General features: G+C 61.2%; 20 protein-coding genes and 1 pseudogene. 15 read left to right on the top strand and 6 right to left on the bottom strand.

What is annotated here, in order from left to right:
• Positions 1-15 precede the first annotated feature (15 nt).
• The 4 genes from RBB18_RS05270 to RBB18_RS05255 are packed head-to-tail and all read left to right on the top strand — an operon-like array spanning position 16 to position 5,068.
• The gene (locus RBB18_RS05270) at positions 16-1,002 is read left to right on the top strand and encodes a tripartite tricarboxylate transporter substrate binding protein (RefSeq protein WP_103762538.1); all 987 of its coding nucleotides are present in this window, start codon (positions 16-18) and stop codon (positions 1,000-1,002) included.
• Between the two features lie 54 nt (positions 1,003-1,056).
• Complete coding sequence (locus tag RBB18_RS05265; protein WP_103762539.1) at positions 1,057-1,560, top strand: tripartite tricarboxylate transporter TctB family protein; 504 nt, start codon at positions 1,057-1,059, stop codon at positions 1,558-1,560.
• Between the two features lie 15 nt (positions 1,561-1,575).
• Complete coding sequence (locus tag RBB18_RS05260) at positions 1,576-3,129, top strand: tripartite tricarboxylate transporter permease (RefSeq protein WP_103762540.1); 1,554 nt, start codon at positions 1,576-1,578, stop codon at positions 3,127-3,129.
• 43 nt (positions 3,130-3,172) lie between these two features.
• Entirely contained in the window at positions 3,173-5,068 is a 1,896-nt protein-coding gene (locus RBB18_RS05255; protein ID WP_170067159.1) for a metallophosphoesterase, read from the top strand.
• Positions 5,069-5,223: 155 nt separating this feature from the next.
• On the opposite strand, the gene minE is transcribed toward RBB18_RS05255, so the two are convergent.
• The 4 genes and pseudogenes from minE to RBB18_RS05235 form a co-directional block, all read right to left on the bottom strand.
• Positions 5,224-5,508, bottom strand: coding sequence for a cell division topological specificity factor MinE (gene minE / locus RBB18_RS05250; RefSeq protein WP_103762542.1), 285 nt, complete (start codon positions 5,506-5,508; stop codon positions 5,224-5,226).
• A complete protein-coding gene (gene minD, locus RBB18_RS05245) occupies positions 5,505-6,353 on the bottom strand; it encodes a septum site-determining protein MinD (RefSeq protein ID WP_103762543.1) in 849 nt (282 codons plus the stop codon). The genes minE and minD overlap by 4 nt, the downstream gene beginning before the upstream one ends.
• A complete protein-coding gene (gene minC, locus RBB18_RS05240; RefSeq protein ID WP_103762544.1) occupies positions 6,350-7,099 on the bottom strand; it encodes a septum site-determining protein MinC in 750 nt (249 codons plus the stop codon). The genes minD and minC overlap by 4 nt, the downstream gene beginning before the upstream one ends.
• Positions 7,100-7,480: 381 nt before the next feature.
• Positions 7,481-7,780 (bottom strand): annotated as a pseudogene (locus RBB18_RS05235) (helix-turn-helix domain-containing protein); the annotation flags it as partial.
• 320 nt (positions 7,781-8,100) lie between these two features.
• Here RBB18_RS05235 and RBB18_RS05230 point away from each other — a divergent pair.
• The 7 genes from RBB18_RS05230 to RBB18_RS05200 all read left to right on the top strand — a co-directional run bounded on the left by RBB18_RS05230 (position 8,101) and on the right by RBB18_RS05200 (position 15,294).
• Positions 8,101-10,092, top strand: a complete 1,992-nt coding sequence (locus tag RBB18_RS05230) for a TonB-dependent receptor domain-containing protein (protein ID WP_170067160.1) — start codon at positions 8,101-8,103, stop codon at positions 10,090-10,092.
• Positions 10,093-10,128: 36 nt separating this feature from the next.
• Entirely contained in the window at positions 10,129-11,052 is a 924-nt protein-coding gene (locus tag RBB18_RS05225) for an ABC transporter substrate-binding protein (RefSeq protein ID WP_306110394.1), read from the top strand.
• On the top strand, positions 11,049-12,116 hold the full coding sequence (locus tag RBB18_RS05220) for an iron ABC transporter permease (protein WP_274592732.1): 1,068 nt from the start codon (positions 11,049-11,051) through the stop codon (positions 12,114-12,116). Before RBB18_RS05225 ends, RBB18_RS05220 begins: the two co-directional genes overlap by 4 nt.
• Positions 12,113-12,865 carry a heme ABC transporter ATP-binding protein gene (locus tag RBB18_RS05215; protein ID WP_306110393.1) on the top strand — a complete coding sequence of 251 codons (753 nt, stop codon included), beginning with the start codon at positions 12,113-12,115 and terminating at the stop codon, positions 12,863-12,865. Before RBB18_RS05220 ends, RBB18_RS05215 begins: the two co-directional genes overlap by 4 nt.
• A gap of 17 nt (positions 12,866-12,882) precedes the next feature.
• Positions 12,883-13,536 (top strand): O-methyltransferase, encoded by a 654-nt coding sequence (locus RBB18_RS05210; RefSeq protein ID WP_103762549.1) that lies wholly within the window; start codon positions 12,883-12,885, stop codon positions 13,534-13,536.
• Positions 13,537-13,604: 68 nt separating this feature from the next.
• On the top strand, positions 13,605-14,441 hold the full coding sequence (locus RBB18_RS05205) for a glycosyltransferase family 25 protein (RefSeq protein ID WP_306110392.1): 837 nt from the start codon (positions 13,605-13,607) through the stop codon (positions 14,439-14,441).
• Positions 14,428-15,294, top strand: coding sequence for a glycosyltransferase family 2 protein (locus tag RBB18_RS05200; RefSeq protein WP_306110391.1), 867 nt, complete (start codon positions 14,428-14,430; stop codon positions 15,292-15,294). The genes RBB18_RS05205 and RBB18_RS05200 overlap by 14 nt, the downstream gene beginning before the upstream one ends.
• Before the next feature lie 14 nt (positions 15,295-15,308).
• Here the strand turns inward: RBB18_RS05200 and RBB18_RS05195 are convergent, their stop codons facing one another.
• Both RBB18_RS05195 and RBB18_RS05190 read right to left on the bottom strand, forming a co-directional pair.
• Positions 15,309-16,403, bottom strand: coding sequence for a DegT/DnrJ/EryC1/StrS aminotransferase family protein (locus RBB18_RS05195; protein WP_306110390.1), 1,095 nt, complete (start codon positions 16,401-16,403; stop codon positions 15,309-15,311).
• Entirely contained in the window at positions 16,400-16,810 is a 411-nt protein-coding gene (locus tag RBB18_RS05190; RefSeq protein ID WP_306110389.1) for an FdtA/QdtA family cupin domain-containing protein, read from the bottom strand. The genes RBB18_RS05195 and RBB18_RS05190 overlap by 4 nt, the downstream gene beginning before the upstream one ends.
• A gap of 115 nt (positions 16,811-16,925) precedes the next feature.
• Between RBB18_RS05190 and RBB18_RS05185 the strand changes: the two genes are divergently transcribed.
• The 4 genes from RBB18_RS05185 to RBB18_RS05170 are packed head-to-tail and all read left to right on the top strand — an operon-like array spanning position 16,926 to position 20,923.
• Positions 16,926-17,600: an acetyltransferase gene (locus RBB18_RS05185; RefSeq protein WP_103762554.1), complete on the top strand. Its 675-nt coding sequence runs from the start codon at positions 16,926-16,928 to the stop codon at positions 17,598-17,600.
• A 1-nt stretch (position 17,601) separates the two neighbouring features.
• Positions 17,602-18,531 (top strand): hypothetical protein, encoded by a 930-nt coding sequence (locus tag RBB18_RS05180; RefSeq protein ID WP_103762555.1) that lies wholly within the window; start codon positions 17,602-17,604, stop codon positions 18,529-18,531.
• Complete coding sequence (locus tag RBB18_RS05175; protein ID WP_306110388.1) at positions 18,528-19,475, top strand: GNAT family N-acetyltransferase; 948 nt, start codon at positions 18,528-18,530, stop codon at positions 19,473-19,475. Before RBB18_RS05180 ends, RBB18_RS05175 begins: the two co-directional genes overlap by 4 nt.
• Complete coding sequence (locus tag RBB18_RS05170) at positions 19,472-20,923, top strand: hypothetical protein (RefSeq protein ID WP_306110387.1); 1,452 nt, start codon at positions 19,472-19,474, stop codon at positions 20,921-20,923. The genes RBB18_RS05175 and RBB18_RS05170 overlap by 4 nt, the downstream gene beginning before the upstream one ends.
• Positions 20,924-21,125 lie beyond the last annotated feature (202 nt).

Raw genomic sequence — 21,125 nt, 5'->3', positions numbered from 1 at the left:
CAACAGGAGAGAAAAATGACTGGTAAGACATTAACACGGCGTGCGGCTCTTTCGGTCGCTGCGATGACCGCGACGGTGATGGCCGCGGGCCTTGCCCTCGCGCAGGACTTTCCCGACAAACCGGTGCGGCTCGTCGTTCCCTTTGGGGCCGGTGGCGCTACCGATCTGGCCGCACGTGCCCTCGCGAACGTACTGCCGGAGTATCTTGGTCAGCCGGTGGCAGTCGTCAACGTGCCGGGCGCGGGCGGTGCCGTTGGCGTGACCCAGATCATGGAAACGGACGCGGACGGCTATACCATGATCATGGCTGCCATCGGCGCGCTCGCGTTACGCCCGGCCCTGAGCCCGGACCTCAATTATTCCTACGACAGCGTGTCCTACGCGGCGCGCACCCAAATAAACCCGAATGTCCTGATCCTGCCGGACGGCGCATATGAAGATTTCGCTGCCTTCGCCGAGACGCTCGCGAATGCCGACGCGCCCATGCGCTATGGGACCGCCGGGGCTGGGCAGGTTACGCATCTTGGTCCGATCATGCTGGCCGAAAGCCTCGGGCTGGCCGCGGACAGCATCCGCCCCGTCCATTACGACAGCGACAACGGTGCGCTGCTTGCCCTGATGCAGGGCGAAGTGGATTTCGTGCAGGGGAACCTTCCGAGCTTCTCTTCGGCAATCGAGGCGGGGCAGGTGCAGGCCCTGGCGGTGACGACGCCGGAACGACTGGAGGCGTTGCCGGATGTGCCGACTTATGTCGAACTCGACCATCCCGACGTGTCGATCGTTGGATGGCGTGGCGTGGCCGGCCCGAAGGACCTGCCGGAAGACGTGCTGACCGTCTGGCAGGACGCAGTGAAGCAGGCGACGGAAACCGAGGAATGGCTAGAAGCGATCAGTTCGCTTGGCGACGAGGCCGGCTACATGCCGTCGGCGGCGTTCACCGAGTTTGTCGCGAACGACTATGATCGCTACCGCGCCATCGCGGAAAACATCGGACTGCGCTGATCCGCAGACCCGCCTTCGCCATTAGTCCAACCTGCCTGACAAGGATACCGTGTCATGAAACGATGCGCCTATTTTGTCATGCCCGCCATACTGGTCGCAGCCAGCCTGCTGGTCATGTTCTGGGCAATTCCCGTGCAGGTTTCGGTCTTCGGCGGAGGCAGCCCCGGCCTCGGCCCAAGGTTCTTTCCGACGGCGACCGCAGCCCTCGTCGGTCTTTTCGCCCTCATCCGGCTGGTGCAGGTTGCCCTGGGGCATGACCACGGCCTGGAGACGCCTGACGCGGATGCCGGAGACGAAGCGGACAGTACCTCGGTCCCATGGCGTTGGATCTTCCTTTCCGTCTTGGTCTTCGCGATTGTCTACGTCGCGATCCTGCTGATCGGGCTGCTCGCTACCTGTTTCTTCACGCTTCTCGGGTTCACGTATGCCTTCCGCGTGCGGAGCCACACCCAGGTCATCTCAATCTCAGCCATCGGCACGCTCCTTGTTTACCTGTTCTTTACAAGGCTCGCTGCGATCCCCCTGCCGCAGGGCGCAATCAGCGCCTGGCTTCCCTGAACTCGGATCAATTCCATGTCAGATATTCTCGTCGCAATCGGCACCTACTTTTCGGATCTTGGCACAGGCCTCATGGGCGGTGCCGAAATGTTCATGACCTGGAACAACGTGCTGACCATCTTCTTCGGCGTGTTCATCGGGTGCTTCTTTGGCGCGTTGCCAGGGCTCAGCATCAGCCTAGCGGTGGCATTTGTGCTTCCGTTCAGTTTCAGCCTGGAGCCACTGACCGCCCTGTCGCTTTTGAGCGCGGTCTACGTCGGGGCGATCTACGGCGGGTCGATCTCGGCGATCCTGTTCAACACGCCCGGCACGCCAGCGGCGGCCTGTACGACGGCTGACGGTTTCGCGCTGACCAAGCAGAACCGGGCAGGCAAGGCGCTTCAGATGGCCAACCTTGCGTCAATGGTTGGCGACGTCACCAGCACGGTGCTGGTCATTCTGCTGTTCCCGCTGCTAGCGCAGGTGGCGATCTATTTCAAATCGCCAGAGTATTTTGCACTCATATTGTTCGCAGTGATGATCGTCGGAAGTCTTTCGGGAAAGTCGCTCGTTCTCGGCTTGATTTCGGCGGCGCTCGGCTTCGCCCTCTCGACCATTGGCATGGACCCGATCGAGGGATCCGGGCGCTTTGACTTCGGGAATGTGAACCTGCTCAGCGGCATCAGCTTCGTGCCGCTGCTCATCGGAATGTTCGCGCTTCCCGAATTCGTGGCGCAGCTTACCAGGGCGCGCAGACACGACAAGCCGAGCGCGATCGCGCGCTCGGTCGAAGTGGATTCGAACGACAAGCTGACCCGCGAAGAGTTCCGGACCAGCCTGCCGCACATGGTGCGCGGGGGCTTGATCGGTCTCGTCTTGGGCGTGATCCCGGGCCTTGGGGCGACCCCAGCCGCTTTCGTCAGCTATGATCAGGCAAAGAAACGCTCGAAGGCTCCGGAGGCCTTCGGCACTGGCTCGCTCGAAGGGATCGCGGCGGCGGAGGCGGGCAACAATGGCGTCAACGGCTCCACGCTTGCCCCGCTGCTAACGCTTGGTATTCCGGGTGACGTTGTTACTGCAATCATGCTGGGCGCGCTTCTTGTGTTCAATATCCAGCCCGGTCCGATGCTTTTCGTCATGCACCAGGACCTCGTCTACGGTCTCTTCATCGCGCTGCTGATGTGCGATCTGGCGCTACGCGTTGTCGGTCTGATCTTCATCCGGCTCGGACGGCACGTCAGCCGACTTCCCACCAGTTACATCTTCCCCGGCATCATCACGCTTTGCCTCGTCGGCACCTATTCCGTCAACAACAACGTCTTCGACATCGGCGTCATGATCGCGGCGGGGGTCGCGGCACTCGTGATGGGCCGCTGTGGGCTGCCGGTGATCCCCCTCATTATCGCGTTCATCCTGGGGCCGATGCTGGAACGCGGACTGCGCCGGTCGCTGGCAGCCTCGCACGGCGACCCGATGGTCCTGGTCCAGAGCCCGATCGCCCTGGTTTTCTACGGGCTGACCATTATCGCCCTCATCTCGATCATAAGATCCAATCGCAAGCGCGGCTGGCCGCACAAGGCCGACGCTTGAATTCTCGATCCGAATCAAACTGCAATCTACAGGAATGAGTTACATGACCAAGAGACCCAGCGGTGCCCTAAAACTGAAAGCCTGCCTCGTTTCGGACACCCATGTGAACGAAGCAGAGGACCAGTCCGCGTCGCCCTATCCGGCGAACGCGCAGGCCAACCCTCGTGCACGGCACATCTTCGCGCAGATCAACGCAATCGATCCGGCGCTCGTTATTCATCTCGGGGACATGATTAATCCGGTTCCGGAATTGCCTAGCTATGCTCCGGCAGCCGAGAACTTCCAAAAGCTCGCGTCGACGCTCAACGCGCCGCTTTATCTCATGCCGGGCAACCACGATATTGGCGACAAACCCGTGAAATGGATGCCGGCGGGGATGGTGAACCCCGAGTTTTCGCAGCTTTACCGCGACACCTTCGGGCGCGACTTTTTCGCCGTGGAGGAAAACGGGATCCACTTCGTGATGCTGAACTCGCCTCTCGTCAACTCCGGTCAGCCGGAAGAGGCCGAACAGGCGGCGTGGTTCGAAGCGTATCTCGAAAGCAACGCGGGGGCCCGGATTTTCGTGTTCACCCACTACCCGCCGTATATCAACAGCACTGATGAGCCGAGTTCCTACGACAACTACGAAGAGCCGGGGCGGACCTGGTTCCTTGACCTGATCCGAAAGTATCAGCCCGAAGCCGTGTTCGCTGCGCACGTGCATAACTTCTGGTACGACCGGATCGGCGAGACCGAGTATTACGTGACGCCGTCAACCTGCTTCGTGCGGCACGACTATTCCGAGATGTACCGGATCGACGGAGGGTCGCAGAAGGGGCGCAACGATACCGCGAAGCTCGGTTTCCTTACGCTCGAGATCTTTGAAAACGGCCATGTCGCGAAGTATCACCGCAGCTATGGTCAGGGCATGGCGGAAGGCGCCGCCGCACCCGCTGCCCCCCCCCAACACCCGCACGTGAAGACGACGGCGCATGATCGCCTGTTCGTCGATCTGCGGCGTGGCTGGGCCGAGGAAATGGTCATAGCGCCCTCGGGGGGCGTGGATGAGTTTCAGCGTAAGGTCGCGCGCAACGATTATCCTGTCATGGCGATGTGGGAAATGGGACTACGCGGTCTGCGCGTTCCACTTCACGATCTGACCGATGAGCGTGTGCGGCGGCGGATGGCACTCATGGTCGACGTCGGTCACACCTTCCAAGTCTATCTCTACGGCATGCCCAATCCGGCGCAGCTTGAAGTTCTGAAAGCGCATTCGGACTTGGTCGATCGCCTCGAACTGGTGCTCAACTGGGAAGACGTGACATCGCTCGAAGACGAGATCCGCGCGCTGCACGAGGGGACAGGGTGCAAGATCATCCTGTCGCGCGTCAACCGCAAAGACGGAGCAAAACATTCCGGCAAGCAGTTCAACCACCTGATCAGTCACGGCTTCACGACACAGGAAATCGGCGAGTTGAAGTCCCTTATGGCCGCGGCGCCGGGTTTGGTGGACGGTTTCCAGTTCACGATCATGCGCGACGACGATCCGTGGGCCAAAGCAAAGGCGCTGAACGACTTCGCCGCCGATAGCGGGGCGCATGTCACGCTTTACGTGAAATCGACCGGCGCGAGCCCGGCGGAGGCCTTCCTCGACGAAGAGGCGAACACCGAACGGTTCGTGAAAACCGCGATGGCATCCTTCGCCTTCGACATCGACATTGTTCTCGATACGCTTGAGGACGCAGATCGCGGCTATTTCACACGCACCGGGTTGATCGACCGGCGGTTCAATCCGAGGATTGCGGCGATTGCGCTGTCGGAGCTGGTTCAAGCTGCGGACGGCATGGAGTGGAAAGCCGATTTTGATCGCCAGACGCTGACCGGTCCGGGCGGAGTGAGTCTTTCGGTTCAGGCGCTTGTCGATGCAGCCCGGAAACAGTACTGTCCGCAGGAATAATATGTGATGGCATTGCCAACTTGTTTGCCCACCGGCTTTCGCATAGGCAACCGACATTCGCCGTGGGCTGTTCACTGCGAGCGTTTCCGTCTGATCGTTGATTCATGACCGGCGCTGGAGCAACGGGCGTGTAAGGCCTGGACGGAGCCGTGCCCTCAGGTCTTCGAGTCCGATCCGGGCTTTTTGTCAGCGGGAATCTCGACATTGATCTCGAGGCTTGAGATGTCCCTGCTCCGGTCCATCCGGACGTCGACATCTTCGATCTCGATATCGACGTATTTCCGGACCGCCTGCACGATGTCCCGCTGAAGGTCCGGCAGGTAGTCCGGTGTGCCGGAGCCACGGCTGCGTTCATGCGCAAGCAGGATCTGAAGGCGATCCTTGGCCGTCTGTGCCGACTTCGCACGGCGCGATCCGAGATTGAGGCCGAAAAGGTTCATGCCGACCGTCCAAACAGCCGGTGAAAGATCCCCGGGCGACGCTCGCCCGCGATCCGCATCTCCACCTCCTGGCCGGTTAGCCGCGCAACCGCGTCCTCGTAGGATCGGGACGCAGCCGATGGTTCGTCCAGTATGACGGGCGTGCCGATATTCGACGCGCGCAGAACAGCCTGACTTTCGGGAATGATGCCCAGCAAGGGCACTGCCAGGATTTCCAGCACGTCCTCGACCGTCATCATCTCGCCGTTCTCTATCCGCGTCCGGTCGTGGCGTGTCAGCAGGACCTGTGCCTTGACGGGTTCGGAGCCTTCGGTTTCCGCGCGCCGCGTCTGGCTGCTCAGCAGGCCAAGTACGCGATCACTGTCTCGCACGGAAGAGACCTCGGGATTGGTCACGACCACGGCCTCGTCGGCGAAATACATCGCGAGTTGCGCACCGCGTTCGATTCCGGCAGGACTGTCACAGATGATGTAGTCGAACTCCTGCTTCAGTTCGTTTAACACTGTCTCGACCCCCTCCTTCGTCAGGGCGTCCTTGTCGCGCGTCTGCGAGGTGGGCAGGATGGAGAGATTTTCCAACCGCTTGTCACGGATCAGCGCCTGCTTGAGCCGCGCATCACCCTGGATGACGTTGATGAAGTCGAACACCACGCGGCGTTCGCAACCCATGGTCATGTCGAGGTTACGAAGGCCGACGTCGAAGTCGATCACGACGGTCTTGTAACCCATCTTGGCCAGGCCGGCCGAGATGGCCGCGGCCGAGGTTGTCTTGCCAACACCGCCCTTGCCCGACGTGATAACGACGACCCGGCCGAAGGGCGGATCTTCCTTCAATTGCTCCGTCATGTGATCGCCTCCATGCATAGTTTCTCGTCTTCGAGGAAAATTTGCGCGCAACGCCCGCGTGCCTCGGGAGCGAGCGTCTCGCTGGTCTGGTAGAGACCGGCGACAGCCACCAGTTCAGCGTCGAGTTTCTGGCAGAAGATGCGCGCTTTCGCGTCGCCATGCGCGCCTGCCATGGCCCGGCCCCTCAAGGTGCCGTAAACATGAATATTGCCACTGGCGACCAGTTCCGCGCCCGATGCCACGGAGCCGACGATGGTCAAGTCACCGCGTTCGGCGACGACCGTTTGGCCGGATCGGACCGGGACGGTAACGATCTTGTTGTCAGGCGGTAGCAACTTCTCGATCCCACGCTTGCGGCGAGCGCCATCATTCGGACCCGGTGCGTCCCGTCCGGCGGCGACGATCGGAATGAGCCCCATGGCCTGCAGGGCCGGTTGATCCACGGGTCCCGCGTTCTGCACACCGAAAACCAGCAGGTTGCGTTCGCGCAGCGCCTTCGTGAGCCCGCGTATCTTGTCGGTCGTGGCGATGCCGGGGGCCTTGGCGAAATCGAGCACCACCGGAGCCTCGGAAAAGAACTGCGGCGTCTGCTGCAACTGTTCGTCCAGTGCCTGGTAAAAGGTGTCGTCAGGCGGAGCACCTTCGAGCCGGATGGCGAGTGCGGTCAGGAACCGACCGCGAATCTGGAATGGCTTGACAATCGCCGGCACGCCTTCGGGCCGGCCCCTGGGGTGGTGGGAAGACACGGTACTGCTCTGCTCCTGCTCTTATCAGCTAGCGACTCGACTCGCTCCATTTTTGCTCTGGCTATAGGGTTGGTCATCGAGTGCCACGCCGAAAATCGGATCAGGGCAGGTTTCAGCGGGATGCCGCTGTCCGCGATCGTCCGCGAGCGGGTCAAATGTCTCGGCGATGCTTGGATGACAATGATGGAATGGAGGGCGCCGGAAACTCGGCGATCTTGTGCTCGCGTATGGCCTTCAGAAGCGAGCGCAATGGGGCAAACCCAGTCACGCTTTTGAAGGTCGGAGTATCGTTATCTTCTTCATCAAGAGGATTCTTTGCGCCAATGTGCTGGTCAATGGGTCGTTGGTCGAGACGCCGGAACGGTCCGCATCCGGATGTTTTTGGATGCCGTGATAGCGCTCCAGGTACCAGACGATCCGTATCGGGCCGAGATGATACTTGCGTCGTCGATAAAGCACCTTGTCCTCACGCTCAGGCGGCGTCCGATTGGCATGCCACTTGGGAATGGGCGGTGCATTGATCAGGCCAGCTTCGCCGCACTCCGCATAGGCTTGACGCCAACGGTAGAAGCTGGATCGACCTGTCCCGAAATAGCGGCAAGTCCTCGCGACGTGACCGGTCTCCTCCAGATGTCGCAGTATCCGCAATTTGCGCTGAATCTCGCGTTGATCTTTAGCCATGAACATCTCCTTCTTCCCAAACTTGGGAGATTAGAGAAAATGTCCCGCGCGTAACGGCATATCTACGACACATCCGCGCCCGGGTAGCCGATCAATTTTGGTGTGTTGGGTGTTCGGCATTGCCATCCGCTTGACTCCAAACGCAATCCATAGGAGAGAACGCGATTATATTCCGGTCGAACTCTTGGCGCGCGTCTGCGATGGCGTGAGATCAGAGCAGAGCCACCGAAAACCAAAGCAAGGTTCTCCCCAGCTATCCAATGAAATGATGCGCGCGCCTTCGCGAGTGAAGCACGTGCGCCGAACGCATGGGACAGCACATGAACCACAAGAAACTTTCCTTCCTCCGTCCGATACCGCATCTCACCCGCGCCCTTGCTCTTTCCAGCGTCGCCCTGCCCGGTATGGCACTTGCGCAGGACGACGGCGCGCATGACCTCGGCACGCTGGTCTTGACCGCCGCCGGGTTCGAGCAGTTGCTGACCGACGCGCCCGCCTCGATCACCGTGATCGACGCCGAAGACTTCGAGGGTCGCTCGGTCGAGACCATCGCCGATCTTCTGCGCGACACCGCCGGTGTCTCGGTCGAAAAGGGCGGCAAACTCGGTGGGGACAACATCACCATTCGCGGCCTTGGCGAGGATTACGTCCTCATGCTGATCGACGGCAAGCCCATCGGGGCCTCGCAGGATGCTTTCTACAACGGGTGGGGCACGGGCCAGCGCAGCGGTTACCTGCCGCCCGCCTCGGCCATCGAACGGATCGAGGTCATCCGTGGCCCGATGTCGTCGCTCTATGGCTCGGCGGCCTCGGGCGGGGTGATCAACGTCATCACCAAGAACGTGCCCGACAAATGGGGGGGCAGTGTCACGTTGGGTTACACCGCGCAGGAAGACAGTGCGAGCGGCGACGGGTATGCCGGACGCTACTATGTCAGCGGACCGATCCTGTCCGACAAGCTGGGGCTCACCTTTTACGGTCAGCGCTTCGAACGGTACCGCGACAGCTTTGCTGGCGGCTACCCGGGCGGCACCCGGGACACCCACGGGGTCAAGCTGGACTGGGGCGTCACGGAAAATCAGGACCTGCAATTCGAGTACAACTACACTTGGCAGGACTTCGAGAACACGACAGAGAATGCACCCGGCAATGTTGGCTCCGTCCAGAACGAACGCCAATACGGCGCCGTTACTCATGAACTGCGTTGGGGCCAGGGCATCCAGACGACAAGCTTCCTGACCCGAGAAATCGTCGACATCACCAATGGAAACCTCGGCTCGCGTTACGAGCAGACCAACTTCAACACCAAGACGGTGGTGCCGCTGCAAAGCCACATGCTGACCTTCGGTTTCGACTACAAGGACGAGCGCACGCGGCATGACGCGGGCCGGTTCGCGGGATCGATCGACACCGATCTCGACCGCTGGCACTACGCGGTCTTCGCCGAGGACGAATGGAGCCTTACGCCCGATTTCAACCTTACGCTGGGCCTGCGCTGGGACCGGAACGAGAATTACGGCGATGCGCTCACCCCCCGCCTTTACGGGGTGTATTCGCTGAACGACAACCTAACGCTCAAGGGCGGTGTCAGCGGCGGCTACCTCGTGCCCGAGCTCAAGCAGGCCGATTCCAATATCGTTGAACCGGCCGGGCGCGGCGCCGGCTGGGATCGGGGTAACACCGACCTGCAACCCGAGGAAAGCCTCAACTACGAGCTTGGCTTCGTCTATGACGGCGCCGGCGGCATTCAGGCCAGTGTGGTCGCCTTCCATACCGAGTTCCGGGACAAGATCGACCGCGAATTCATCTGCCAGTCGCCCCCGGGCACACTGGCCTGTTCCTACAATGGCCAGACGCGCGAGTGGATCCAGCAATACGTGAACCGTGACAAGGCCGAGCTGCGCGGCATCGAGGCCACGCTCGATTTTCCGGTGGGCGCGGTCGATGTCGGCATGAACTACACCTACTCGGACACCGAGATCACATCGGGGACGGCGGCGGGCCAACCCTTCAGTGACGTGCCGAAGCATATCTTCAACGTCGGGCTCGACTGGCAGGCGACGCAGGATCTGGCCCTCTGGGCCGATGCAACCTATCGCAGCGAAGCGTTCACCAACGGTTTCAGTCGCGGGGCGGGCACCCGCACGCCGCCCTACACCCTGGTCGATATCGGGGCGAACTACGATTTCACTGACAGCGTGCGAGGTCACCTGACCGTCTACAACGCCTTCGACAAGACTATCGAAGACGAGACCTACAACAAGACTCTCGACGGCCGTCACTACTATTTCGGCGTCACCAAAACGTTTTGATTGCGGACCGAACCGCACCTCGCAGGAGTCATGAAAATGAAAAGGTTTTTGCCGGTCGCACTCGTGTTGGGACTGATGGCCATGTTGCACCCCGCAGGATCGGCCAGCGCCGAGGTGGTGGATTTGAGTGATGCTCCGGCCTATCCGGAAATCACCGTCACAACCGAAAGCGTAACTGGCTCCCGCGACATCGTGCTGCTGGGGGCGGACCTGGTTGAGATCGCCATCGCACTTGGCGCGTCCGACCGTGTCCTGGCCCGCCCTCTTGCACCGGGGCTGACCGGTGTTGACGACATACCCCACGTCTTCCGCGAGCGTCCGGGCATCGAAGGCATCGCGGCCATGCGGCCGGGCACCGTGATCGCGTCAAACATTCGCTTCGACTCGCTGCGCAACGGGCTGGAACAGATAGGAATCCAGACCGCGCTGATTGACCGAACACTTCCTGCCACCCAAAAGGTGCGCCGCCTCGCCGCGCATCTCGGCGCCGAGGACCGCGGCGAGGCGCTTGTCGACGCGATCGAGCAGGAATACGCAAATGCCCCGACTGTCACCGCGCCCGATGGCGAAAAGCTGCGGATCATGCATGCGTCCAAGGCGGGCGCCGGCGGTAACTTCTCGGTCGGCGGGTCGGGAACAGCGGTCCACAACCTGATCCAACGGGTCGGCGGGATCAACCCGGCGGCCGAGATCGGCAAGGACCGCTACAGAGGCGTCACGCCCGAGGGCATTCTGCTGATGAAGCCGGACGTGGTACTGATCTCGGCCGAGGAGATGGATGTTTTCGGCAACCTGGATCGTTTCTGGACGGAATATCCGGGCATTGCGCTGACGCCCGCAGGCCGCAACAAGCGCATCATCATAATGCGAGACATGCACGTTCGAGCCGACGCCGCTTCCAGCGGTATCGCGACGCGCGCATTGAGCGAAGGTCTGGCACAGATGTTCGAGGAGCCATGAGCAGCGTCGAAAACGTAGCTCCGCAGCAAAGACGTGCCAGCCGAACCCCGGTCCTGGCCACCCTTGTCGGCATCGCGTTCTGCGGCGTGCTCGTCGCTTCGGTGGCGATGGGGCCGATGATGCTTTCGGTTTCCGACGTGCTGGGTGCGATCGGTGCACGGTTCACCTCCAGCCCGATCTCCGACACGCAAGAGCTGAACATGGCCGTGGTATGGGACCTGCGCCTCGCGCGGTCCGTCACGGCAATCATCGTCGGCGCCTGCCTTGCCACCTGCGGAGCGGCGATGCAGGGTCTGTTCGGCAATCCGCTGGCCGATCCGGGCATCGTCGGTGTGTCGGCGGGCGCATCTCTGGGCGCCATTGCGGTGGTCGTTCTTCAGATATCGGTTTTCGGGATCTGGACACTCCCGCTCGGCGCGTTCGTTGCCGGTGTCGGTACGACCTTCCTAATCTACGTCCTCGCTCGTCCGGGACGGGAAGGCGCTGACAGTTCGCGCCTGCTGCTGGTCGGTATCGCCATCAATGCGATTGGCGGCTCCATCGCAGGCTTCCTCACCTATCTTGCAACGACAGAGCAGCTGATGACGTTGACCTTCTGGTCAATGGGATCTCTGTCTTCGGCGCGCTGGCTGACCGTGTCCATCACCGTGGTCCCGGCCCTAATCGGTACCGCCTTCCTGCTTATGTGGGCACGTCAGCTCGATTTGCTTGCCCTTGGCGAACGGCAGGCACGGCACCTCGGCGTCGATGTGCGCGCGCTGCGGCGCAAGCTCATCGTCATCACAGCGTTGCTGGTGGCCGCCGCAGTGTCCTTCAATGGCACCATAGGTTTCGTCGGGTTGGTGGTCCCGCACCTGGTCCGTCTCATTATCGGACCGGGCCATCGGCTCTTGCTGCCGTTTGCAGCGGCAGGCGGCGGGCTTCTGTTGATGCTGGCCGACCTTGCCGCACGCACTCTCGATCCCCCCAACGAAATCCCGATCGGGGTCATCATGGGCTCGATTGGCGGACCGTTCTTCCTTTGGATGATCTGGCGCGGCGGTGCAAATGGCAGGGCGGCATGATCAAGGTGTCGGACCTCGTCGTCGGGATCGGAGGGAAGACCCTCCTGCATGGCGTGTCAATCGCCTGCGCGTCGGGCACGCTGACCGCGCTTGTCGGGCCGAACGGCGCCGGGAAATCCACGCTGCTTTCCGCCATCGCCGGTGACGTGACACCAGAGGCGGGGACCGTCCTGCTGGACAATCAGCCGGTCCACAGGATGCGCATCCGTGAATTGGCACAATTGCGCTCGGTCTTTCCGCAGGGGTCTGAAATCCGCTTTGGGTACAATGTCGAGGATGTGGTGGGAATGGGGCGGGCCTTTCGAGATCTTCCCCCCGATGAGGACCGCGCCACGATAGCTGCCGCCTTGGCGGACTCCGAGGTCGATCACCTCCGGGACCGCAACGCACAGACATTGTCAGGCGGCGAACAGGCCCGCACCACCTTTGCCAGGGTGCTTGTACAGGAGGCTCCGGTCGTCCTGTTGGACGAGCCCACCGCCGCACTCGACCTGCGTCACCAGGAACGCCTGCTCGAGCGCGCCCGCGGGCTTGCCGCTTCGGGCGGAACGGTCCTCGCGGTCCTGCACGATCTCAACCTTGCTGCCGCCTATGCCGACCAGATCGTTCTGATGCGAAACGGCGGCATCGTGGCAAACGGCCCGCCATGGGACGTCCTGACCGAGCCGCTCATCTCCGATGTGTACCGCCAGCCGGTATGCGTCATGGCACACCCCGAGCGCGACTGCCCCGTCGTTCTCACAAAATAACGGAAGGACACCCACCTATGACAGCTCTGACAGATCCGACGCTCAACGCCGTCCTGAAGCGCGAGCACGAGGCCGCGGATGCAGAACGTGCGGCCCGGCGAGCGGCCTCTGATACCCCCGACGCCCGGGCAGATAATCCGGATTTCCGCTTTTCGGACCGAATGAAGACCGCCTATCTGGCCATCCGACCGGACCAGGGGCGTTTCCTCTACGGGCAGGTGGTTGCATGTGAGGCAAGAACCATAGTCGAGTTCGGTTCGTCCTTTGGCATCTCGACGCTGTACCTGGCCGCAGCCGCCGCCCAGACAGGCGGGCACGTCATCGGCACAGAATACCACGAGTCCAAGGCCGAAAGAGCCCGCGCCACATTGTCAGATGCAGGTCTCGACGCAGACATACGCGTCGGCGACGCCCGCGAAACTCTTTCCGGACCCGGTGCAAATATCGACCTGCTGTTTTTGGATGGCGCTAAAGACCTTTACCTTCCTATCCTGCGCTTGCTTGAACCGCGCCTGGCAAAAGGCGCGCTGATCATCGCCGACAATATCCCGACGGACCGCCAAATGCCGTTTCTAACGGCGATCGCTGAGCCCGCATCAGGCTACGCCACAAGCCTCATTCGGTTCGGCAAAGGCGGCATGAGTTGTTCGGTAAGGCTGTCGCCAGTGTAGACTGCAAGCCTTGGAGCAGAAAACCCTGGATGCGAAACTCGTCCGCGCCAGACATTTTGCGGTACGCCATGCCGTTTTCTGAATTGAAGCATGACCTGGAGTGGCATCTCGTTCCGAAAGCCAATACTTGTAAGGAACCGATGTCAGCTCGTAGAAAGGCGGCTGTTTTGAAAGCGGAGTGTATGATTATCCACCTTGAACGTGCGGAGGCCCGTCTGCCGCAGGTTGAAGCCACGAAAAAGACCGTGCCGCTTGACTCTCATGTTGTCAGAGCCGTGGACGGGCAGCAGATGAGCGAGGCCCACGCCGACGCCTATCGCCGGAAGTTGATGCGGCCGACCTATCCTTTCACCATGCGGTCCTCTGAAATCGCGGCCTTTCACAGTCACCGCGCCTGCTGGCAGAAAATCCTCGATGACGATCTGGACGCGGCCCTCGTCCTGGAAGACGACCTGCATTTTCAGGAGGATGTTTTCCCCAAGGCTCTGACCCTGGCGCTCTCGAACATCCAACCGGGGGATTTCATACGCTTTCCCATCAAGCTGCGCGAGGAGAAGACGGAGGAGATCGATACATCGGGTGGAATCGGGTTGCATCGCTATGACCGGATCGCACTTGGCATGGTCGCGCAGCTGGTCACCCGTGATGCGGCACGCGCGCTGCTTGCCGCGTCCGAACAGTTCGACAGGCCCGTCGATAATTTCCTCCAGATGCAATGGGTCCACGGCGTCCGCGTGCTGACGGTTTGGCCGTCCGGTGTGCGCGAAGTGTCTGCCGAACTCGGTGGCAGCATGATCGGGCGGAAAGAAGGCCTTTGGCAAAAACTGCGCCGCGAGATCCTGCGCCCCCTCTACCGGCGCAAAATTCGTGCAATGGCAAGGCAGCATCTGAATGCCTCGAAGTAGCGCCGAAGACCGCGTGACGATCGTCACGGTCGCGTATAACAGCACGGGTGTGTTGCCCGATATGCTGGCCTCGGTGCCGCAAGGCACACCCGTGGTGATCGTCGACAACGCCTCGGACGATCGCGACCGGCTGCAACGGATCGTCGCCGCACGGCAGGACACGACACGCCTGGTCGAGAATGAGCGCAACCTTGGCTTTGGCGCCGGGTGCAACAAAGGTGCGGAACAGGCGAACACGGAATTTCTCCTGTTCCTCAATCCTGACACGGCGCTTGGCCCTGACACGTTGCAAAAGCTGATCGATGCGGCGGAACGGCATTCGGATGCGTCAGCCTTCAACCCACGAATTCTGGACGAGGCGGGCAGGGCGGTCGTGAAGCGCCGCAGCGACCTCGTCGATCGCTCAAAGTGGTTGCCAAAGCACGAACTGACAAAGGACACGGTCGTTCCGGTCCTCTCCGGCGCCGCGCTCTTCGTTCGTCGGCGCGCCTTCGAGGCGGTGGGCGGATTCGACTCCGAGATTTTTCTGTTCTTCGAGGATGACGATCTCAGCCTTCGCCTGTCCAGATCCCGGGGCCACCTGGTTTATGTGGCAGACGCAGTGGTCCACCATGCCGGAGGCGCGTCATCAGGCGGGTCGTTGAAAAGCGAGCGCATCAAGAATTGGCATTGGGGATATTCCCAGATCTACACCACGCGCAAGCACGGCATGCGCCGCAACTGCTATGCTGCAATCCTCAAGACCGGGATACGCGCCCTGTCACCTGCAACGATCTTTTCGTCCCGGCGCCGACAGAAGTACTTTGCGCGTTTCTCGGGGATGATCGCGGCGCTGCGCCAGAACGATAGCTGAATAGGTGCAGGTCCTCAGGCGAGTTCCAACACCTTTTCGATCACGTACTCGGTCTGCGCTGGCGTCTGTCCGGGGCACATGGGCAAGCTGACGACCTCGTTCGCCAGCCGCTCTGCAACCGGAAAGGCGCCTTGCGTATAGCCAAGGTCGGCATAGGCTTTCTGCAGGTGGGGCGGGATGGGATAGTGGATCACGGTCCCGACGCCGGCCTCCGACAGGCGCGCCTGAAAGCGGTCCCGGTCGGGGTGTCGCAGCACGTAAAGGTGCCAGACCGGCTCGGCCCAGTCGGGCACGTAAGGAGCGCACAGCCCGGCGCGGGCAAAGGCGTTGGTGTACGCGCGCGCGATGGCGCGGCGGTGCTCGGTCCAACTGTCCAGAACCCGTAGTTTCACCGATAGCAGGGCGGCCTGAAGAGGATCCAGACGGCTGTTGATGCCGCGGATCTCGTTCTCGTACTTCCGCTCGGACCCATAGTTGCGCAGCAGCCTGACGGTCTGCGCGACATCGGCATCCGATGTGGTCAACGCCCCTGCATCGCCCAGCGCACCCAAGTTCTTCGTAGGATAAAAGCTCCAGGCCGCAGTGCCGACGCTGCCGATCCTGCGCGACTTGTAGCGTGCGCCATGCGCCTGTGCGGCGTCCTCCAGAACCTTCAGCCCGTTCTGTTGGGCCACTGCGTTCAGCGCGTCCATGTCGGCAGGCTGCCCATAAAGGTGCACCGGCAGGATGGCCTTGGTGCGCCCGGTGACTGCCGCGGCGGTGCCCTCGGGGTCGATGTTGTGCGTGTCCTCGAGGGGTTCGACGGGCATCGGCACCGCACCGCATTGACTGACGGCAAGCCAGGTCGCGATATAGGTGTTCGACGGCACGATGACCTCGTCGCCCGGGCCGATGCCCAGCGCGCGAAGTCCCAGGTGAAGCGCATCCAGCCCGTTTGCCGTCCCGATGCAGGCGCCGGCTTCGACGTAGGCCGCAAAGGCGCCTTCGAAACGCTCCAGCTCGGGGCCCATGACATAGCTGCCGGAATGCGCGACACGCAGAAGCTCGTGGTCCAGCTCGGCCTGTATGCCGGCCCGGGCCGCCGCAAGATCCAGGAAGGGGACGTTCACGCCGCCCCCACCGCTTTGAGGAATTCGCCGCGGTCGCGGATGTAATCCGTCTCGTCATAGGGGGCCGACGCGAGAACCATGCACACCGACCCGGAGGAGAAATTGTCCAGGTAGCGCCACATCATCGGGCAGACGTATATGCCGTAATAGGGCCGGTTGAGCTGGAACCGCTTTTTCTCGAAGCCGTCATCCAGCAGCAGATCGAAACTGCCGGACATCGAGATCACGAACTGGTGCAGGTCCTTGTGCGCATGCTCGCCCCGGTCGGCGCCGCCGGGAACGTCGTAAAGATAGTAGACCCGCTTGACCTCGAACGGGATGTGGTTGTTTCCCTCGATGAAGGTAAGATTGCCCCGTGCGTCCGAGATCTTGGGTAAATCTATTATGCGACAGTCACTTAGCGGCAAGGGATTACGACTCGCTTCTGCATTGGTCCATGTTTATAAACCGCGCAACGACGATTTGAAATAGCCGGGCATCGAAGAGAGACGGCCCGGAACACCGGGCACAGAAAGGTTTGGAATGTCAAAAGATATCCTGATCGTGGGAGCCGGCGAGTTCGCGGATATCGCCTACGAGTATTTCACCGTCGACAGCGATTACAGGGTTGTCGGGTTCGCGGTCGAACGGGACTATCTGGACGAAACCGTCAAGTTCGACCTGCCCGTGGTCCCGCTCGAGGACGCCCCGTCGCATTTCGATCCTGGCAAGACTGACGCGCATGTCGCGGTGACCTCGACCAAGCTCAACCGGATCCGCGCGCGTCTGATCGCGCTGACGAAGGAGCACGGATATCACCTTGCCAATTTCGTCAGCCCGCGCGCTATGGTCTGGCGGACCGCCGAACTGGGCGAGAATGTCTTTATCTTCGAGAACAACGTGGTGCAGCATGGCGTACAGATAGACGACGGATGCGTGCTGTGGTCCGGCAACCATATCGGCCATCAGACCCGCATCCGGGAAAACTGCTTTTTGTCCTCGCATATCGTGGTGTCGGGCTATTGCGATATCGGCGCGCGCAGCTTTCTGGGCGTGAACGCCGCCCTGGCCGACAATGTGCACCTGGCCGAGGATTGTCTCGTCGGCATGGCGGCGGCCGTCACCAAGAGCTTCGACACCCCCGGCCTGATCCTGAACGGCAACCCGGCCGAGGCCGCCAAGGTGTCCTCCTACCGCTATTACCGGATCAAGCCCTGACATGGCCTGGGTGAAACAGGGCCATATCTTCAGCCCTGACGGAAGCCTGGAGTGGGCGCAGCATTCCTTCATGACGCCGTGCCCGTGGTTGCGCGACGAAGACACGATACGGATCTTCGGCGGGATGCGCGACGCACATGGCATCAGCCGCATCGGCTGGGTCGATGTCGCCGCTGACGACCCGACCCGGGTCAAGGCCAGCTCCACGGCCCCGGTGCTGGATCTCGGTGCACCGGGCATGTTCGATGACAACGGCCTTATCCTGGGCGATGTGGTAGAAGTCGCGCCCGACGAACTGCGGCTTTACTACGTGGGGTTCCAGCTGGTGGAGAAAGCGAAATTCCTGGCCTTCACCGGCCTCGCCATCAGCCGGGATCGCGGCGACAGCTTTCAGCGGGTTGGTTCGACCCCGGTGCTCGACCGCTGCCCCGACGGGCCCTTCATCGGCGCGCTGCACTCGATCGCCCGCCTGCCGGATGGCAGCTTTCGCGCGTGGATTTCCCGTGGCGACGGGTGGGAGGAGATCGGCGAAAGGCTTTATCCCCGCTATGATTGCTGGACGCTGACCAGCGACGACGGTGTCACCTTCGACAACGCGGCCGCGCAGCGCATCATCACGCCCACGGGCGACGAGTACCGCATCGGCCGCCCCCGGGCGACGCGGCTGGATGACGGCACGTGGGAATTGCGCGCAACCTCCGACACCCGCGCCAAGCAATATGCCGCCTTCCGCTTCACCTCTCCGGACGGTGTGGAGTTCACCCGTACGGATGATGTCGAACTGCCGCTGGGGGCGCCTGAAAGCTGGGACAGTGACATGACCTGTTATCCCGCGCATTTCGTGGCGCCGGATGGTGGCCGGTACCTGTTCTACAACGGCAACGACATGGGGCGGACAGGTGTCGGCTTGGCGAAGTGGCAGGCAGCATGAGCGGTGACATCGAAATCAAGCGCTACACGCCCGCTCTTTCGACTTCGTGGAACGACTTCGTCGCCGCCTCCACAAACGGCACGTTCCTGCATGACCGTCGTTTCATGGAGTACCATTCCGACCGCTTCGACGATCACTCGCTGATCTTCGAAAGCGACGGCAAGATAATCGCGTGCCTGCCCGCGAACCGGGTGGGCGATACCTTGCAGTCCCATGGCGGCCTGACCTTTGGCGGTCTGCTGATCAAGCCCTCGACCTCCGCCGCGCAGGTGGTCGAGATCTTCGACAGCCTGCGTGACGACCTTGTCAGTCAGGGGATCGGGGCGCTGCACTACAAGCCCGTGCCGCATATATTTCACACTCAGCCGGCCGAGGCCGACATCTATGCGCTGTTCAACGCCGGCGCTCGCCAGGTCCGCATCGACCTGAGCGCCGCCATTCCCCTGCACCGCAAGCTGTCGTTCAGCAGTGGCCGCAAATACGGAGCCAAGAAGGCGGCCAAGGCAGGGCTGACAACAGCCGAGACCACCGATTTCGCCGCCTTCTGGGATATCCTTGCAGAGGTGCTGGACCAGCGCCACGACGCGCGGCCGACCCATTCGCTGGACGAGATCACGCGTCTTAACGCGGCGTTTCCCAAGCGGATCCGTCTGTTCGCGTCCTTCGAGGATGAACGTATGCTGGCCGGCGTCGTGCTGTTCGATTTCGGGCGTAGCGTGCATTGCCAGTACATGGCCTCATCAGGCGATGGGCGTGACCTGGGCGCGTTGGATCTCGTGGTTCAGTCGCTCGTCAACGACACCTTTGCGGACCGCGACTGGTTCAGCTTCGGCATCTCGACCACAGCCGAAGGCCGAGAGCTCAATGTCGGGCTGTCCCGTCAAAAAGAAATGTTCGGCGCGCGCAGCCTCGCGATTCCGCAGTATAAGTGGGATCTGGCATGATAACATCCCGAGCGACGGCTGATCTGCGCGCTCTTTCTGATGTCTTGGCTTCGGTAGCGCTGGACAGTAGTAACCCCAATGACGCGTTGGCACTTTTGCGACTATATGCACGCCTTCATTGGGATAATATCTCGGGGCACTTTTCGAACGAAGAACTGGAGGCATCCATCTACGCAAAATGGAGGCGCTACCTGCCCGAGACCAGTCAGGTTGCCTTCCCGGAAATCGACTTTCTTCACATCGCAACACAGACCTATGAACAGGGCGGTCATTCACGGCTTTTGAAGCGATTGGGTCAGGGGCTATCCAAATACGGAAGCCAAGCCATGCTTCTTACCGACGCGCGCAAAAGAAACCATGTTCCGGACTTTCCTGGACCGGTAATGCGTTTAAGGGACAGACCTGCAGAATGTGCCGCAGCCATCATTGCCGCGTCACGAAATGCCGGAACGATTTTCTTGCATATCCACCCTGACGATAGCCCGGCGGCCTTCGCGGCTCGCGCTCTGCGAGCGGAAGGCAAACGTATCATGTTTGTCAATCATGCCGATCATGTCTTCAGTTTGGGACCCGGCGCTTCGGACGTCGTACTGGAAATCTGTATGACAGGGTGGAAAACAACCCGCAATCGCCGTGCCGCGCGCGCTCAAAGCTTCATGGGTATTCCTATCGTTGATGAGAATGTGCCTGTACAGGAGCATTCCCCCCCGCGGGATGGTCCGATCGTGTCCATAGGCGGTCCAGGAAAATTCTGTCCTACCGATGGCCTGAGTTTTCCAGACTTCCTGATGAACGTGATGTCGCAAGTTTCCAATGACGTGATCCTGATCGGCCCGTCTTCAAAGGAGCCGTGGTGGAAAAACGTCACCGATGCGTACCCCGGCCGTATCCACTTGCGAGGCCTCTTGCCCGCGGGAGAGGTCGACGAGATATTGAGATCCGCGTCCTGTTATGTTGACAGCTTTCCGCTGGACGGTGGCACGGCCTATCCTCAGGCTCTGGCCATGGGCGTTCCTTGTTTTGGCCCGAATGCCGATAACGCCCCGGGCGTTTCCCCGACTGACGAACTGAGATTCGGGACCGTACAAGCGCTTCAAACCTCATTGGTTTCGTACCTCAAGGGTGGTGCCTATCCTTTCGACATCAAAGCGATCCAATCCAAGATCAAACAGGACTTTTCGAATGCTGCCGTTATTGATCGCGTCATGGCGGCTGTAAATGGCGATATTGTCTCGCCACCTGACGAGCTTATGACAGTTGGCAAAAGAGACTCTGACTATAACGCACGCAGATGGGCCGAACAGAACAAGGTTTCCCTCCCCAAACGTATCTGGCGAGACCTTTCGCCAACTGCCCGTCTAAGATTGCACAGAGCGATTCGGCAGTCCAGAATGCCGACCGCTATGAGTCAGGCCATAGTGAGAGAACTGGTAACCCGATGGCTATAGGGGACGACTACAACGTGCGCCGACATAGGCTGGGTCTATGTGGGTCTCGAATGGTCAAAATTCTTGTTTGTGATAGATTTCGTGAGAATTCAAAATACCCCGGTAGTGATACCGTGCCGGTTCGAGTCCGGCCTTGGGTCCAAAGCCTTCAATAGATCACGCCACCTGCGCCCGAAGCGGTGACCCTCTCGTCCGGGATCGC

It is taken from the genome of Roseovarius sp. MMSF_3298, assembly GCF_030733705.1.
Classification (GTDB): domain Bacteria; phylum Pseudomonadota; class Alphaproteobacteria; order Rhodobacterales; family Rhodobacteraceae; genus Roseovarius; species Roseovarius confluentis.
Note: the sequence above shows the minus strand (reverse complement) of the source record. Positions and strands in the feature narration are given on the sequence as shown.

What these genes read in the sequence shown, in the direction of transcription:
- RBB18_RS05270 (WP_103762538.1), top strand. Translation starts at nt 16, where the DNA reads ATGACTGGTAAGACATTAACACGGCGTGCGGCTCTTTCGGTCGCTGCG.
- RBB18_RS05265 (WP_103762539.1), top strand. Translation starts at nt 1,057, where the DNA reads ATGAAACGATGCGCCTATTTTGTCATGCCCGCCATACTGGTCGCAGCC.
- RBB18_RS05260 (WP_103762540.1), top strand. Translation starts at nt 1,576, where the DNA reads ATGTCAGATATTCTCGTCGCAATCGGCACCTACTTTTCGGATCTTGGC.
- RBB18_RS05255 (WP_170067159.1), top strand. Translation starts at nt 3,173, where the DNA reads ATGACCAAGAGACCCAGCGGTGCCCTAAAACTGAAAGCCTGCCTCGTT.
- minE (WP_103762542.1), bottom strand. Translation starts at nt 5,508, where the DNA reads ATGAACCTTTTCGGCCTCAATCTCGGATCGCGCCGTGCGAAGTCGGCA.
- minD (WP_103762543.1), bottom strand. Translation starts at nt 6,353, where the DNA reads ATGACGGAGCAATTGAAGGAAGATCCGCCCTTCGGCCGGGTCGTCGTT.
- RBB18_RS05230 (WP_170067160.1), top strand. Translation starts at nt 8,101, where the DNA reads ATGAACCACAAGAAACTTTCCTTCCTCCGTCCGATACCGCATCTCACC.
- RBB18_RS05225 (WP_306110394.1), top strand. Translation starts at nt 10,129, where the DNA reads ATGAAAAGGTTTTTGCCGGTCGCACTCGTGTTGGGACTGATGGCCATG.
- RBB18_RS05220 (WP_274592732.1), top strand. Translation starts at nt 11,049, where the DNA reads ATGAGCAGCGTCGAAAACGTAGCTCCGCAGCAAAGACGTGCCAGCCGA.
- RBB18_RS05215 (WP_306110393.1), top strand. Translation starts at nt 12,113, where the DNA reads ATGATCAAGGTGTCGGACCTCGTCGTCGGGATCGGAGGGAAGACCCTC.
- RBB18_RS05210 (WP_103762549.1), top strand. Translation starts at nt 12,883, where the DNA reads ATGACAGCTCTGACAGATCCGACGCTCAACGCCGTCCTGAAGCGCGAG.
- RBB18_RS05205 (WP_306110392.1), top strand. Translation starts at nt 13,605, where the DNA reads ATGCCGTTTTCTGAATTGAAGCATGACCTGGAGTGGCATCTCGTTCCG.
- RBB18_RS05200 (WP_306110391.1), top strand. Translation starts at nt 14,428, where the DNA reads ATGCCTCGAAGTAGCGCCGAAGACCGCGTGACGATCGTCACGGTCGCG.
- RBB18_RS05185 (WP_103762554.1), top strand. Translation starts at nt 16,926, where the DNA reads ATGTCAAAAGATATCCTGATCGTGGGAGCCGGCGAGTTCGCGGATATC.
- RBB18_RS05180 (WP_103762555.1), top strand. Translation starts at nt 17,602, where the DNA reads ATGGCCTGGGTGAAACAGGGCCATATCTTCAGCCCTGACGGAAGCCTG.
- RBB18_RS05175 (WP_306110388.1), top strand. Translation starts at nt 18,528, where the DNA reads ATGAGCGGTGACATCGAAATCAAGCGCTACACGCCCGCTCTTTCGACT.
- RBB18_RS05170 (WP_306110387.1), top strand. Translation starts at nt 19,472, where the DNA reads ATGATAACATCCCGAGCGACGGCTGATCTGCGCGCTCTTTCTGATGTC.